Origin of the sequence: Pseudoxanthomonas sp. OG2, assembly GCF_014192765.1 — a bacterium.
In the GTDB taxonomy this organism is placed as follows: domain Bacteria; phylum Pseudomonadota; class Gammaproteobacteria; order Xanthomonadales; family Xanthomonadaceae; genus Pseudoxanthomonas_A; species Pseudoxanthomonas_A beigongshangi.
Map to the genome: position 1 here is coordinate 657,552 of NZ_JACHYM010000002.1, position 13,778 is coordinate 671,329.

At 58.1% G+C, this 13,778-nt stretch carries 12 protein-coding genes and 1 tRNA gene; 8 read left to right on the forward strand and 5 right to left on the reverse strand.

All coding sequences use genetic code 11. From position 1 onward, the window contains the following. Positions 1-75 precede the first annotated feature (75 nt). Positions 76-933 carry an AraC family transcriptional regulator gene (locus tag FHW78_RS16110; protein ID WP_183642925.1) on the forward strand — a complete coding sequence of 286 codons (858 nt, stop codon included), beginning with the start codon at positions 76-78 and terminating at the stop codon, positions 931-933. A 48-nt stretch (positions 934-981) separates the two neighbouring features. Here the strand turns inward: FHW78_RS16110 and FHW78_RS16115 are convergent, their stop codons facing one another. Next, on the reverse strand, positions 982-2,883 hold the full coding sequence (locus tag FHW78_RS16115; protein ID WP_183642929.1) for a M61 family metallopeptidase: 1,902 nt from the start codon (positions 2,881-2,883) through the stop codon (positions 982-984). Between the two features lie 126 nt (positions 2,884-3,009). Between FHW78_RS16115 and FHW78_RS16120 the strand changes: the two genes are divergently transcribed. Further along, positions 3,010-3,333 (forward strand): hypothetical protein, encoded by a 324-nt coding sequence (locus FHW78_RS16120; RefSeq protein ID WP_183642932.1) that lies wholly within the window; start codon positions 3,010-3,012, stop codon positions 3,331-3,333. Positions 3,334-3,580: 247 nt separating this feature from the next. Here the strand turns inward: FHW78_RS16120 and FHW78_RS16125 are convergent, their stop codons facing one another. From FHW78_RS16125 to FHW78_RS16135, 3 genes are all read right to left on the reverse strand, one after another. Continuing rightward, positions 3,581-3,805 carry a hypothetical protein gene (locus FHW78_RS16125; RefSeq protein WP_183642934.1) on the reverse strand — a complete coding sequence of 75 codons (225 nt, stop codon included), beginning with the start codon at positions 3,803-3,805 and terminating at the stop codon, positions 3,581-3,583. 394 nt (positions 3,806-4,199) lie between these two features. Further along, positions 4,200-4,442 (reverse strand): hypothetical protein, encoded by a 243-nt coding sequence (locus FHW78_RS16130; protein WP_183642937.1) that lies wholly within the window; start codon positions 4,440-4,442, stop codon positions 4,200-4,202. 257 nt (positions 4,443-4,699) lie between these two features. After that, a tRNA-Thr gene (locus FHW78_RS16135) sits at positions 4,700-4,775 on the reverse strand. A gap of 617 nt (positions 4,776-5,392) precedes the next feature. Between FHW78_RS16135 and FHW78_RS16140 the strand changes: the two genes are divergently transcribed. The 4 genes from FHW78_RS16140 (at position 5,393) to FHW78_RS16155 (ending at position 8,975) form a co-directional block, all read left to right on the forward strand. Continuing rightward, positions 5,393-6,190: a hypothetical protein gene (locus FHW78_RS16140; protein ID WP_183642939.1), complete on the forward strand. Its 798-nt coding sequence runs from the start codon at positions 5,393-5,395 to the stop codon at positions 6,188-6,190. A 70-nt stretch (positions 6,191-6,260) separates the two neighbouring features. Next, positions 6,261-6,656 carry a hypothetical protein gene (locus FHW78_RS16145; protein WP_183642942.1) on the forward strand — a complete coding sequence of 132 codons (396 nt, stop codon included), beginning with the start codon at positions 6,261-6,263 and terminating at the stop codon, positions 6,654-6,656. A 753-nt stretch (positions 6,657-7,409) separates the two neighbouring features. Next, positions 7,410-8,342 (forward strand): hypothetical protein, encoded by a 933-nt coding sequence (locus FHW78_RS16150; protein ID WP_183642946.1) that lies wholly within the window; start codon positions 7,410-7,412, stop codon positions 8,340-8,342. 12 nt (positions 8,343-8,354) lie between these two features. Continuing rightward, a complete protein-coding gene (locus FHW78_RS16155; protein WP_183642949.1) occupies positions 8,355-8,975 on the forward strand; it encodes a hypothetical protein in 621 nt (206 codons plus the stop codon). 793 nt (positions 8,976-9,768) lie between these two features. Here the strand turns inward: FHW78_RS16155 and FHW78_RS16160 are convergent. Beyond that, complete coding sequence (locus FHW78_RS16160) at positions 9,769-10,107, reverse strand: hypothetical protein (RefSeq protein WP_183642952.1); 339 nt, start codon at positions 10,105-10,107, stop codon at positions 9,769-9,771. A gap of 473 nt (positions 10,108-10,580) precedes the next feature. Between FHW78_RS16160 and FHW78_RS16165 the strand changes: the two genes are divergently transcribed. Both FHW78_RS16165 and FHW78_RS16170 read left to right on the forward strand, forming a co-directional pair. Continuing rightward, positions 10,581-11,198, forward strand: a complete 618-nt coding sequence (locus tag FHW78_RS16165; RefSeq protein WP_183642955.1) for a hypothetical protein — start codon at positions 10,581-10,583, stop codon at positions 11,196-11,198. 72 nt (positions 11,199-11,270) lie between these two features. Then, positions 11,271-12,140, forward strand: coding sequence for a hypothetical protein (locus tag FHW78_RS16170; RefSeq protein WP_221189025.1), 870 nt, complete (start codon positions 11,271-11,273; stop codon positions 12,138-12,140). Positions 12,141-13,778: the final 1,638 nt, after the last annotated feature.

Consider the following 13,778-nt stretch of genomic DNA (forward strand, 5'->3'; position numbering starts at 1 on the left):
ACCCGCCACAATGCGCAACCCGGGTCAACGCCATCCCGGCAGGCTGTCCCCGCGCCCCGAGGAACCCCGGACCGAATGAAACGCCCCGCCACCCGCCGCAGCTACGCCGCCCGCATCGAGAAAGTGGTCACCCACCTGGTCGCCCACCTCGACCAGCCACTGACCCTCGAACACCTGGCGGAGATCGGCCACTTCTCGCCCTATCACTTCCACCGCATCTACCGCGGCGCGATGGGCGAGACCGTGGCCGACACCCTGCGGCGCATGCGACTGCACCGCGCCGCGGTGGAACTGCGGCACGGCACCCGCTCGCTGTCGGCCATCGCCGGCCGCTGTGGCTACGGCAGCGCGGCCGCCTTCAACCGGGCATTCGCGCAGGCATACGGGGTTCCTCCGGGCGCATTCCGCCAGCGCGGCATGGAAGCGACGCTTCCGCCGCGCCTCGACCTGTCAGAACCCGAGGATTTCCCCATGTACGACGTCAGCATCCAGACCTTCCCCGCTCTCACCGTCGCCGCCCTGCCCCATCGCGGCAACTACCAGGACATCGGCGAGAGCTTCGAGAAACTCGCCGCCTGGGCGGCCGGCCAGGGAGTGCCGCCGCAGGCGCGATCGTTCGGCCTGTACTACGACGATCCCGAAAGCGTGCCCGCCGACGCGCTGCGCTCGGACGCCTGCGTGGAAATCGCCGCAACCGCCGACGTGCAGGCACCGTTGCGCCCGCTGACCCTCGCCGGTGGCCGCTACGCGGTGCTGGTGCATGTGGGGCCGTACGCGGAGCTGGATCGCCCCTATCGCTGGCTGTTCAGCGAATGGCTGCCGGCCAGCGGCGAGGAAGCCGCCGACGCGCCGGTGATGGAGGAATACCTCAACGATCCGCGCAGCGCGCCGCCCAGCGAATGGCGCACGGCGATCTGCCTGCCACTGCGCTGAGCGAAGTTGAACGGCGCGGCGGCGACACCGCCGCCGCGCCTTCGCGCCTCAACGCGCCTTGTACAGCTCGGCCAACCGATCCGGCTTGCCGGCGATGCGCTCCAGGTGCGGATACTGCAGGCCGTCGAAGTACGGGATGCGCACGGTCTCGATGCGGTCAAAGCGCTTGACCACCAGCTCGATCGGCGTCTTGCCGCCCTTGGCCGCGGTCACCGCGTCCTTCAGCGCCTCGGCGCTGTACTCGCGCCCGTTGACGCCCAGCAGGGTCATGCCTGGTGCCAGCCCGGCATTGAACGCCGGACCATCCCAGCGTACGTCGCCGAGCACGCCGGTACTGTTGGCGGACAGGCCCAGCGAATAGGTCAGGTTGGCGTCCTTGCGCTCGCTTTCCATCGCCTTGAATGCATCGCTGGGCTTGTCGGTGTAGACCAGCTTCCAGCCCGCCGCTTCCAGCCCGCCTATCAGCGGTCCGTGCCCGTCCACGCGCGAACGCAGGAAGGTCGCCCAGTCGAACGGTGCGATGCCATTGAGGGTGGCGACGATGTCGTCGAAGGTGTACGGATTCACCTCCCACACGCCGTTGTCCATGCCGAAGAACGCCTTGGCGAAATCGTCGATGGAACGCTTGTTGCCACTCAGCTCGCGCAGTTTGCCGTCCACTTCCAGCCAGATCATCTGTCCGCCGGAGTAGTAGTCCTCGCTCATCTGGTAATTGCGGAACGGCAGCGAGCGGCGCGAGGCGATGGTCGGATCGTTGGTGGTGTCCTGGATATTGCGCCAGGCCAGGCCGGGACGGCCGCGGTCGTACACTCCGGCCACCAGCGCCAATGAATCGCGCGCCTGCTCCTGGCTCCACAGGCCCGAGCGCGCGGCCAGCAGGTGGCCCCAGAACTGGGTCTGGCCTTCGTACAGCCACAGCAGGCTGTCGCCCATCGGCACGTTGAAGCTGGGCGTGGCCAGATCCGCGCCACGGCGGTACTTGCCGTTCCAGGAATGGTTGAACTCGTGCGGCAACAGGTCCCGGCCCTGCCAGGTCTTGTCCCAGTCGGTGAAGTAACCGCGGTCGCCGCTGTTCTCGCTGGAGCGGTGATGCTCCAGGCCGATGCCGCCCAGCTTGTCGGTCAGCGCGAGCAGGAATTCGTAGTGATCGAAATGGCGCGCGCCGTAGAGCTTGCTGGCCTGGGTGACCAGCGCCTGGTGCGCCTTGATGTGCTCGGGCTTGGCTTCCAGATCCTTGGCCTCGTCGGCGAACACGTTCAGGTGCACCGGCTGCTTCGCACCCGGATCCAGATCGATGCGCTTGTAGTGCTTGCCGGCGAACATCGGCGAATCAACCAGATCGTCAAAGCGGATCGGCTTGAAGCAGACCGTATCGCCGTTACGGGTGTCGGTGGTCAGCGCGGTGGCGTACGACCAGCCCGGCGGCAGCTTCACGCAGGCCTGCGCCTGCACGTTGCGGCTGTAGTAGCCCGCCGGATAAAGCGAGGTCGAATCCCATTGCAGGTTGAGCATGTCCGGGGTCATCACCACCCGCCCCTGCGACCCGCCCTGCGAGGACAGGAACTGGAACTCGGCGGTCACTTCGCTCACGCCCGCCGGCACCTCCACGTGGAAGGCATACACGTTGAACTGATCGCGCACCCACGGCAGCCGCTGGCCATTGGCGGTGATCACCAGGCCCGCCATCTTCTCGATGGGACCGGCCGGCGAATGCTTGCCCGGCAGCCACTGCGGATACAGCAGGGTCAGCCGGCCCGCCTGTGCCGGAATGGTCTCGCGCACGCGAAAAATGCGGCGATTGAGATCGGTGGCATCCACTTCGATACGCAATTGCCCGTTGAACGGCACATCCTTCGGCGCGGGCACTTCGTCCGCGCGAGCGGCGGACGGCGCCAGTCCGGCCAGGGGCATCAACAGGGACAACGAGACGGCAAGGGCAAGCGGCTTCATCAAGGATTCCACGAAACGGTAACCGCCCGATGCTAAGGGCTGGGTCCGGACGGGTCCGTAGGCCATTGGTCATGGTCGCCGCGACGGACTACCCTGTTGTCGACAACCGTCCCGACAGGAGTTCCCATGGCAGAGTGGATCTGCACCGCCTGCAACGCCAGCAACGAAGGGGCATTCGACATCTGCTGGCAATGCGGCACCGGCCGCGATGGCACGCCGCCCGACCCGGCCTTCAACCGCAACCAGGAAGCCGTCCATGAGTCCTCCCGGACGCTGCAATGCCTGCGCTGCCAGTCGCCCATGCGGCTCATCGGCACCCGGCGCTTCCACGAAGGCTCGCGCATGGCCCCCTTCCTGCTCGCCGAACTCGGCGAACTGCTGGTCAACCGCGAAAGCTTCGACCTCTACGCCTGTCACCAGTGCGGCAAGGTCGAATTCTTTCTCTCGTAGGGTGATACAGGGCATACGCGCAGATGAAGAAAGCCGACAGGAGTCCACGTTGCTGTCGATGGCGTGAGACGTAATCCTTGGAAGCCATTTTTCAGATGCACCGCGCTGCAAATGGCGGGCCAGCGGAAAGGTAGAAAGCACCCCGCAAGCCACAACAGACCCCGGACGGCAAATAGCCCCCTTTTACAACGGGGGCAGGCGCTTGCGAAGCAGGCGACGGGGGATTTGCGCGATCAACCGCCCCAGCTCAATGCCGATCCGCAGGCAAATAAACCAACTCGCCAAGAACCCCGTCCACCTCGTCGGCCATCCGCTCGAACTGCGACATCAACACTTCATCCGGAATCTTGAGCAGGGCCGCCGCCTCGCGGAACTGATCGGACCCGGACAACTGCCGGAAGGTATCGCGCATCCGCACGAGTTGCGCGTGGGCTTCCTCGCTGATGATGTAGGCACTGTGGGAATGGGACATATCGCCTCCTGTTCTGTGGACCGCCGTGACCGGCGCACGGCATGTGCGCCGGGATGTCGGGAGGTCGAAAAACCGCACACACAGAACGGCGGACCTGTTTCCCGCAAGCGGGTCTTGTATTCGGTCCACTCCCGACGCGGAAACGCATCGGCCCAAGCCCGCAGGCGAGGAAGTCCACCGGCGAACCCGCCCTGGACCCAGGCTGTGTGTGAGGAGTTTCGACACTCCTTGGTCAGCGATTCTTGTCGGGACCAGGCGCAAGCTCAACTAACATTGGCGGTTTGGAGCTGGAAGGACAAAGCCCGCAAACCCGGGTGTCCGCGGCCCCGGAAAAGCGTGTCATTCAACATCGACGCAAACAAAAGACCCGCCTTCACAGGCGGGCCTTCGGACGTCACTTGTCCCGCAGGGACATCCACTGCATTCGCCGGAGCACCCGGCCCAGATCATCGGACATGCCGGCAAAACAATCGGCCATCGCCTGCAACTTGATCGGCAGCCTCATGTGTTCGTCCTGCGGATTGCGCGGACTGCTGAGGTCCGACATCAGCCGAAGCTGATCCCTCAGTTGCACCAATCGGAGCTGGTGCTCTTCACTCATCCAGTAACCCATGCTTGTATCGGACTTGCGGCTCATTGCATTGCTTCCTTGAAAAAGCCGCCGGATTTCGGTGGCGGCTTGCCGCTGTCTATCGGAGTTTCGACGCTCCAGGCCGGAAGTCTGCTCATGCCGGCAAAACCATTCAACGGGCTTTCCGGCCTGGACTGCGACTCAACAACAAATGCAAATGCATGCGGACAGACGCCGCACGTCCCCTGTTTCCTGGTGAGCCATACGCGGTTTGCCCGGCCCGGAAAAACAAAAGCCCCGCCGAAGCGGGGCTTTTATCGATCTGGTGCCGGAAATAGGAATCGAACCTACGACCTACGCATTACGAATGCGCCGCTCTACCAACTGAGCTATTCCGGCGGAACCGCGAATTCTAGGGGGCGGCCTGAATCCGGTCAATTGACCCTGCACAAGTGCTTGATGCCAAAGGGTTCCAGCCCGGGCGAAGGACGGCGCTGGCCGGCAAGGGTTCTGGTCCGCCCCGATGCCTCGAACACCAATGGCCGGGCAAGGGTTTGGCGCCCTCGGCAATCTCGGGGCATTATTGGCGTTGGGGATGGCTGTTCGTGCCGGTGGTCGACGAGGCTCAAATAAGCCTCTGGTAAGCCGGGCCGTTCGTGCCACGACGCTGATTGCCAAGGGGACAAAAGGATGCGTGCCAGATTTGCTGCCGTGGTTGCGGGCTTCACAATTGCGCTGTGCTCGACAACATCTGTCGCGGCCACCCTGAAAGAACCTACCCCGATATCGGTAAACCCGCAACGACATCCATTGCAGCTACTCGGTGTCGCCGTCGAAGCCGTCAAAGCATCCAAGAACGACTGGAAAATGGACGAGTCATACGCGATGACTGAAGTTCCAGGCGGCTACCGCATGCGGGTCACAAAGGAATGGAATAACCGGCACGTGATCTACGCCTACCTGACGACCACGCCCCAGTCCGTGTCCATTACCTATCCTATGCTGACAGTCGGGAGTTGGACTTCAAGCAGGGGCAAAATGGCGAAAGGAAAATACATCGCTCCTACAACGAGTTCACGGAGCTTCTCACGAACGAGATCGCCACGGCACTCCCAAAAATGTGTGGCGACTACAGTTTCCTTCAAGACTTGAAGGATGCAACCTATACGGCCATTTCGACAGGCCAGCCACTCGCCCGTATGCCCCGAGCGACAGAACACATCCCCGGCACGAGCTATGTCATCCGTGAATACACGGGTTTTCTATCCAATGGTTTGGCCTACAACTGTGGGCCAGTGGTTGCCGTCTTTCAGAACGACAAGCTGATAGATGCCTATGGTGGGACCGCCGCACTTGCAAAGTTGAACATCCAAGGGGAGTTGATTAGTCAACGGCATGCCGCAGGCCAGATTTCGTATGGTCAGGCCGCCGTCGAGTACAAGGAAGCGGAACTCGACTTTTCGCAAACATTGGAAGCTCATCGTCAGAAGCAGCTAATCAGTTACTACCGTCTGCTGGCGTCTCGACTTGCCAAAAAGGAAATTTCGGTCGAAGAGTTCGACTACCTTGCCATCGAGAAGGAAGCCGAACTGAAAGACCAACAAGACGCCGTCCAGCAGAAGCAGATGTTCGAAAGAGGCTTGATTGCTGCCGAGCGGGAAAAGGCCATAGCAATGCGGGATCAAGCCGCTGCCATGCAATCGCAAGCACGCGCCCAGCACCAGGCGAACTTCCAGAGCTTTCTGAACAGCCTAAAGACAGTGACCTGTAGAACCGTTGGTTTCGGAAACTCAACAACCACGACCTGCAATTGACCCGAAAAAGACCGGAATCAGAGTGGAGTCCACGGTGTCTAGCTCATCCAGCGACCGGGAAGGTCAGGCCATGATCTACCAGATCACCGTCAGCGACCTGACTTACTTCAAATCCCAGCAATGGTCTCTCACCAATCACTCGTTTCTGCTATTGGCCGCACTGGTAGGGACGACACAGCTACTCGGCGGAACCATCACCCGCGTTGAACGCATCATCCTTGCGGGACTCGCCGTGCTTGTAGTCATTGCCAGTCAGGTTCTTCTGACAAAGCTTCAGAACTCCATTGTCGTCAGGCAGGCCCGGCTTGACGCTGCGCGCGAGAAGTTGGGCTTCCAGTTCTATAAGACCTGGGCTGCCAAGGACAAAGGTGCTGAGTACATCCACTCCATCTGGATACTACGGGCGGCGCTATCGATTGGTGGCTTGGTGGCATGCTGGATTCAGCTAAGACCTTTGCTTCATTGACGTCCCCACCACTAAATATGGCAATTCATTCACCCGCCGTTGCATGCGTTTACAAAATCCCGAACACACTTGACGTTCGTCACATTTAGACGGAGGATCGATTGGGGCGCTTGAAGCGCCTCATTGCTGGGGAGCAATTGCTACGCCGACTACATGCAGCCGCTTGGCGAATGTGGCCGGTCGACAAGGAGGGAGAATGGCGAAACGTGGCGCAAGCGCATCGGGCCTATGGATCATCGGCGGCTTCGTCCTGCTTATCGCAATGTGTCGGGGTGGCGAGGATGACCACCGCAAGCAGGACACTACTCCCGTCACCACAGCAGCAACCTCGCCGTTACTGGTACAGACACCCGTAGCCGAGCCTGCTGAGCCAATGTACGTTGCGGCGACTTCGCTGAATCAGCGCTCTTCACCCAATGGAACCTTAGTGGACAAGTCGACTGGTGGCGACTCGGTCCACGTATACGAACGTAGAAATGGCTGGGCCCGGATCACTCCCACGGGTTCACCAGAACGCTGGGTGTCATCGAAGCTGCTTTGCTCAGGGCTCGGCTGTTATTCGCCAAAGCCAAGACCGCGTACCAACTACCAACCAGCCCGATCCAACTATTCGGATAGCAATTGCCCCTGTTCGGGCAACCGGGTGTGCATTGGCCCTCGGGGTGGACGCTACTGCATCACCTCGGGTGGGCGGAAGCGATACGGCGTCTAACTGTTCAACGATCATGACTCCATAAAAAGGATTCCTGAGTTATGGATAGGGAAGAAGGCGTTGGCTATGTGAAGTTCGTTGGAAAATCCGTCCCCGATGGGTCTATTGGCGCAGACGCCGCCGGGAAATCGCTACTGGCAGTAGACGAGTTGCTCAAATTTTTCAACAGACAACAGTCTCGTGATCTAGCTTCGACGGACTACGAAATCAATGTAAGGACTAAACAGGGCTCTTGGGAGATTGTGATACTTGGCGGAATCGGAATCTTTACGGCCTCTTACGTAAAGAAGGCTGCCGAGAAGATGGCCGAGCGAGACTTCGCTGACGTTGGGTTGAAGGATGTCCTAAAGAAATCTATAGACGCGCTCAAATGGCTAGCACGCGTTCTCAAGCACACCAAAGGTTCGCTCGACTTCAGTTCGACTGACATCTCTTGGAGAGCCAATGAAGGCAAGGTCGGAATACCGAACCAAGAAGGCGAGGTAATCTACGTACCCTTCGAGTACCTGAAATGGTATCTAAGTCTCCCGACACAGCCGCTGCGTAAGCTGACACAGCCCATTGAAGATGAGAGGAAACTTATCATCGCAAGCAAGACTGACGGCGCCATAGATGAGGTAGAAATATCAACGTCTGACAAGATCTACCTAGGACACCAGCAGGAGCCCCAAGACGAGGACTTCCTGTTCCCCGAGCTCGAACACGGCCAGCAGGTTCAGTTGGAAGGAAAGTTGACCCGAGGAAACGAGAATACGAACTCGCTCGGACTTGAGTACGCTGGACATGTTCTCAACTGCATTCCAGAAGCTGGAAGCATTGTCCAGTTCAAACCGGCACTCTTTCTGCGATGCAGAGTCTTCGCAACTGTCAGCCGACTCGCCAAACAACACGTGGAGGTCGAACGTCGGCCTACATTGATCGTAAGTCACGTAGTCCCTCTAGAAACAGATGACCAACTCACGCTCTTCGACTAGTAGAAACTCTTCATGTCGACCGATAAGACCTGGTTTGATGACAAGCTAAAATCCAACTTGTTTCTTGACCTTGGCTTTCGAACCCTAGTTTGGCTTGCGGTCGCATCTCTTGCCTTCCGACACGCTTCGAAGAAGGCAGATTTCTCGCCAATAGATGCATTTATTGGAAGTCAGGAAAGTCTGATACCGGTCATTGTCGACGTAATGGTGGCCTGCTTCATCTTCTGTGTACCAGCAATGCTGCTTAAAGATCTGGAGCACGTGGCACCCAGATACTGGGGCCAAGACACCGTTGCAGGCATGATAGGCGGAGTGATTCGGCGACTAGCAGGGGATCTGACGCTCTGGATCCTCGGCGCGCAGGTCACCCTTCTAGCATCACTTTCGGTTGTCGCATTCTACATTCACAAACGGGATGCTTGGTCCGACGGCGCGATCCAGTTCATCACCATTTTTTCTTTCATTTTCGTTATCTCAACTGCGGTGTTCTCTGTGGTCAGCGTGTGGGTGAGGAAGAAGACCTCACTTGTCACCTCGCACGAGAAGTTCCTAAAGATCTTCGACACGGGCTGGAAGGTGCTTGGCTTCTATGTAGGATTGATCGCATTCACAGTCATCGCCGCACGCCTCTAACCCAGCGTAAAGTGCCTGTATGGAGTGCATCCTCCCTACCCTCCACTTCGGCGCGCTCGGGGTAGCGTTTCCGGCACCTTTCTAGGACTTCCATGCCCCGTAACACGGATCACCCGCATTCGGGTCAGTCAGGGGAGCTGACATTGGCCCCGCCCAGCATTTGGCTAGTCTTCGGACGTCCGAACAATGCTGTAGCCATCTTTGGCGTAAAGGCCCTCAGTCTTGCCGTCCGCTGAGCACAAGCGAACAGAATAATTCTTGCCAAATACATAGCGATACACGTCTTCTACATCGTCCAGCTGCAACTGGTTTACCAACTTGTTTGCGCCTGCCCGCCCCACGGCGACACGGTAGGTCACGCGCCCCGTCTTGCTATCCCGCATCTTGTAGGGATACAAGCGTTCCCCAGAACTGTGCTCAAACCAGAATCGACGGCTAAGGCGTTCATCTAGAGCTGTGGGCATCTGCTTGCCATAATGAGGATCATCCTCATTGGGATGATACGGCAGAGCGGCGCACCTATGATGCGTCGCCCCGAACGCTGGGTTGGTTCCCTACCCCCTTATGGATCAAGCACTACCGCACCCACCCAACGCCCCTACCCGTCTTGGGTGACGTCCCTTAAGCCGGCGCCGATACGCCCTTTCTCAGCAAGCGTAACTTACCACTGACCTCGCCTTGTCCATGGATGCACCCCAAAGCGCACCAATCGCTGTCTGGCGCGTTCCGATGCATCAAGCGCTATCGGCACGTCAGGCAGCACAAAGCGGCCCAGACGCGCGCTGGTTGCGTTCTAACGGTCGCCTTCGGCTTTTGCCGCACCCTGACAAGCGGCATTGTCAGCAGTTAACTGGGCCATCCGGCTGACCTTGTCGTCCGGCACCTTGTCGATGTCGTCCCCCAATGAAGCGAGTTCCTTGGCGATGTCTTCACACGATTGTTCGCGCTGGTCCTGACCCAACTTGGACTTCTGCTTTACGGGCGCGCCACCTACATTGCCGACCAAGACCGTGACAGCACCCTGATTCTGCGACACCACCGACACACGATAAGTGAACTGTCTTCCATCGCAGCCCGCGATGGTCCAGCGCTCCTCGTTGCCGTTTTCAGCCTCAGCGCGGACCGAACCCACCGGCCCTGTGTACCTGCAGTCGGGGTACTGGAAGTCATGCCACTGGGCTACGTCGCGCAGGACATTGGCTATCTGGGAATTGGGTACCGCTGTATCCCGATACTCTTGTGCTTGTGCGCAAAGGGCTACCCCGATAGTTACTGCCAGTAGTCCGGCCCATCTGGTACCGGTCGTCCTACGCATGGATTCCCCTTCCTGTCCTTGTACACCGGCAGGATAGCCAACGTTGACTGGCCTGCCAACACGCCCATTGAACCAGGTGTAATGTCCGCTTTCGACCCAAAGCGGGCATTCGCCTGAGCGCATGCCTTGGACGTTTCAGGGTCCAGCCATACGTCCGGTTGTTGGCCGCACCCAGTCGCCCTAAGATCGACCCGTATCAAGGGGACAGCGCGCCTTACCGGCGCTGTGTATTGGTCGTGTAACCGGAGCTAGGGATCCGGCTATTGGATAGTCAAACGGGGAACATAGATATGGGGTTTGCGAAACATGATTTCGTCGCATTACGGCTCCGCTTCCTTAAGCAGGATGACTTCGAGCAGATAGATCACCTGGTGGCGGCGGTCGGCTCGTATGTGAGCCGTGCCAAGGCCGAGTTGGCTGACAAGCACGCATCACTTGCAGCGGATGCGGAGCTAGATCAGTCCCTGCAAGGGTTTGAGGAGATGCTCATAGATGATGAGGTTGGCTTTTACGAAGAATTGAAACCACTCGCCAGCGAGCTCTCCATCGTGGCGCTGTACAAAAGGATTGAAATATTGACCAAACGAGCAGTTACGACTGCGCACCCCAGTATCAATCCCGCGCAGCTGTTCAAGTTCAATCAGCTCAAGGCCGCGCTTCTAGCAACCGGCCTTGATTTGCAAACCGTAAGCAACTACGTAGCCGCCGATGAGACACGCGCCCTGAACAACTGCGTGAAGCACAGCGGAAAGGTGTCGGAGGAACTCGCTGCATATCCAGGCTGGACGCTTGGGGAGCCACTGGGAGATCTCGAACGTGCATATGTCCGCTTGGCTCCGCTATGTTTGGATTACATCAATGACCTGATCGAAAAGCTCATTGAACAGCGCTTAAACAGCAGTGTATAAGGATTCGCCTAAGCCGGCGCCTCTTCGTGGGTCGGCTTAACTAAGGCGCTAGGCGCCAACGGAGAACACATAGTGGGACTTCGCTTCCCAGGTACTTGGCGCTTCACTCCGCCACCCGATGGAGCGTTCATCAATTCAAGCATTCCTGACACAGCCGTCTGGGAGTTCGCTGAAGTTATTGAGAAAGTAATCAGTCAGGGCACTGATCGTTGGCTGCTTCTTGAGCACTTCAAGGGCTCCTTCGGAACATCCTCAAGGAGCTCAAGCGAGAGCTGGGCCGAGTCGGATCTGCACAGTGCAATGAGGCATGCAGCAGAGAACGCAGCGTTATTCGTTGAGCAATTGGTCAACGGATTTGAACAGCTTCAGACTCGACAACCGCAGTGGTTCATTCCCAATGCTGATTTCATCAATAGAGTTTTGGCAAAGAACAACATCGGATACGAGATACGCCCGCCTGACCTAGTGGCCCGCGAAGCGGGCAGCAAACCCGTTCCGGTTTCGGTTCCAGAGCCATCGATGGAGCAGAGAGCCAGGGATAAGATTGAGAAGTCTCTTAAGAGGTCTGAAGAACTCCTCACTGAGGGCAGGCCACGAGAAGCTGTTCAGGAATCGCTGTGGCTGCTTGAGACAGTAGCCACTGCTTTTAGAGGGCTGGAAACCGGCTCCGGAAAGATTGAAGGAAAATACTTCAATAACATCGTTCGCGATATCCGCTCCAAGCACTCGGGGAGCACGCTTGAGCAAGTTCTAGGTTGGATCACTACTATGCACGGCTACCTCTCATCCCCTACCGGCGGAGGAGTGAGGCATGGTACTGATCTAGATCGAGGGGTTGACCTTGATCAGAATCAAGCCCTCTTGTTCTGCAATTTGATTCGCAGCTACGTCCAGTTCCTGCTGAGGGAGCATGGGACATTAACTGCTGCAAGAGATGCGTAGGTCTTCGCCCACAACACGTGGTAGCCGACATCCACGCATCAGGGTACAGGGTAGTGGGTCAGTTTGATGGGCTACTGTGGTCGCGTCCCGGCTGAACGTGAGCATTGGTCGATGTCCGCTTCTGGCCGATAGCGGCCATCAGGCAATTTCCGTTTTCGGTAAAGGAGTAGCAGGTGAGATCACGAGAGCTCGCAATCGTTGTGTTCGCCTTGGCTTCTGCGCTGGCAGCTTCTGCGTGTAGTTCCGTGCCGAAGATCGATGGCAGTTCGGACGCCGCGTTTGATAGCAGCCATGCACGATTGGTCGAGTCCCTTGCACCAGAAGATCGCCTCCGCTTGGCACTGGCCGAGGGAATTATTCTTGCGCCGCTTGGGTGCCTCACCTCTGAGCCGATTCCCGGCCAACAGTTTCTGACTGACACCTTTGGCGGCCAATCCGTACTCCGGTCATGTCGCAAGGAGCTGGACGGCCTGACGTTTGGAGACGTCATGAGCCGCGCCTATCCTGCTGGTGTGCCAGGGCGGTGATGCCCGCTTCTGGCCGATAGCGGCCATCGGAAACGCGGTTACAATCGGAAACGTGTCTTCGATCGGCATCGGTGGACAGGCGGGGTGGGATGCGTCGGCAATGTACTTGGTTGGAACGTCTGAAATTTCAGGCGGAGAAAATGGTGTTTCTTGGGCCCAATGTGGTTGCTCGGAATGAATATTACGCACGTGTTCTCTGTATTTCTGCTGTCCCTGGCGACGGCCATTGTATCAAGAGAGTATCTAGTAGCCAGACTGAGAAGCGCAGATAAAGACCTTTGGATTGATCTGGGGTCGCCAGAATTCCTAGAGCGAGATTATTTCCTTGATAAGTATCCCTACAAGGGATGGACGCATGTTTTTCGATTAGCCTCCACTCTCGATAGATGCGCGCTTGTTATTTTTGCGATCTCCCATATTGTCTGCGCGGTATTTTTGTTAATCGGGATCGGCATTTGGTTCTTTGATAAATGACACCCCCGCGGATTACATGGGAAATGGGCTTTAGATAATTATTTGAATACGCTTTGGCTTTAAATATCCCCACCTAAGGCTGATTAAACCACCTAGCCGACTGCCTATTGGGTGTTCGCTAGGCTATGCAGCAAGTTTTCTCGATGTTGGGTAACTGGGCAAGCGACAAGCAATGCCGTTGGTGTAAGGCAAAACTTGGGCTGGCACTTCATACAAGCCTGAACGCCCTCGTCAGGTGTAGGTCTCCGATTGAATGCCCGCTCAGTCAGGTGGATGCGACATTGGACAAGCACTACTAATGGCATGGGGTTTCTTTGCGTTCGGCATGGAGTTGCTTCGCAATTTATGCCTAGAACGCAACAGGAAGCGCCCTAAGCCCCGCGTGGTTCGTCCCGTGAGATTGCGCAACGAAAACACCGGAACGCCCTGTAGGAGTTCCGGTTCGATCGTGGAGGCATTCCGGAAGTTGGGGCGGGTGGTGTACTACTTCTGCTCCTCTTCTCTCCAATCTCGGTCTAAAAAGCCATTGCGTGCCCCGCAGGGGCGCGCAATACATATCCAGATGGTGGCAAGGGGCCGTAGGCCCCGATGACACCGAAGGGAAATGGGGAGTGCGAGCGCAAAAGAACCCCGTCTG

Excerpts from the sequence above, each read along its gene's own strand:
- FHW78_RS16110 (WP_183642925.1), top strand. The coding sequence starts at position 76 with ATGAAACGCCCCGCCACCCGCCGCAGCTACGCCGCCCGCATCGAGAAA.
- FHW78_RS16165 (WP_183642955.1), top strand. The coding sequence starts at position 10,581 with ATGGGGTTTGCGAAACATGATTTCGTCGCATTACGGCTCCGCTTCCTT.
- FHW78_RS16125 (WP_183642934.1), bottom strand. The coding sequence starts at position 3,805 with ATGTCCCATTCCCACAGTGCCTACATCATCAGCGAGGAAGCCCACGCG.
- FHW78_RS16145 (WP_183642942.1), top strand. The coding sequence starts at position 6,261 with ATGATCTACCAGATCACCGTCAGCGACCTGACTTACTTCAAATCCCAG.
- FHW78_RS16150 (WP_183642946.1), top strand. The coding sequence starts at position 7,410 with ATGGATAGGGAAGAAGGCGTTGGCTATGTGAAGTTCGTTGGAAAATCC.
- FHW78_RS16130 (WP_183642937.1), bottom strand. The coding sequence starts at position 4,442 with ATGAGCCGCAAGTCCGATACAAGCATGGGTTACTGGATGAGTGAAGAG.
- FHW78_RS16115 (WP_183642929.1), bottom strand. The coding sequence starts at position 2,883 with ATGAAGCCGCTTGCCCTTGCCGTCTCGTTGTCCCTGTTGATGCCCCTG.
- FHW78_RS16155 (WP_183642949.1), top strand. The coding sequence starts at position 8,355 with ATGTCGACCGATAAGACCTGGTTTGATGACAAGCTAAAATCCAACTTG.
- FHW78_RS16120 (WP_183642932.1), top strand. The coding sequence starts at position 3,010 with ATGGCAGAGTGGATCTGCACCGCCTGCAACGCCAGCAACGAAGGGGCA.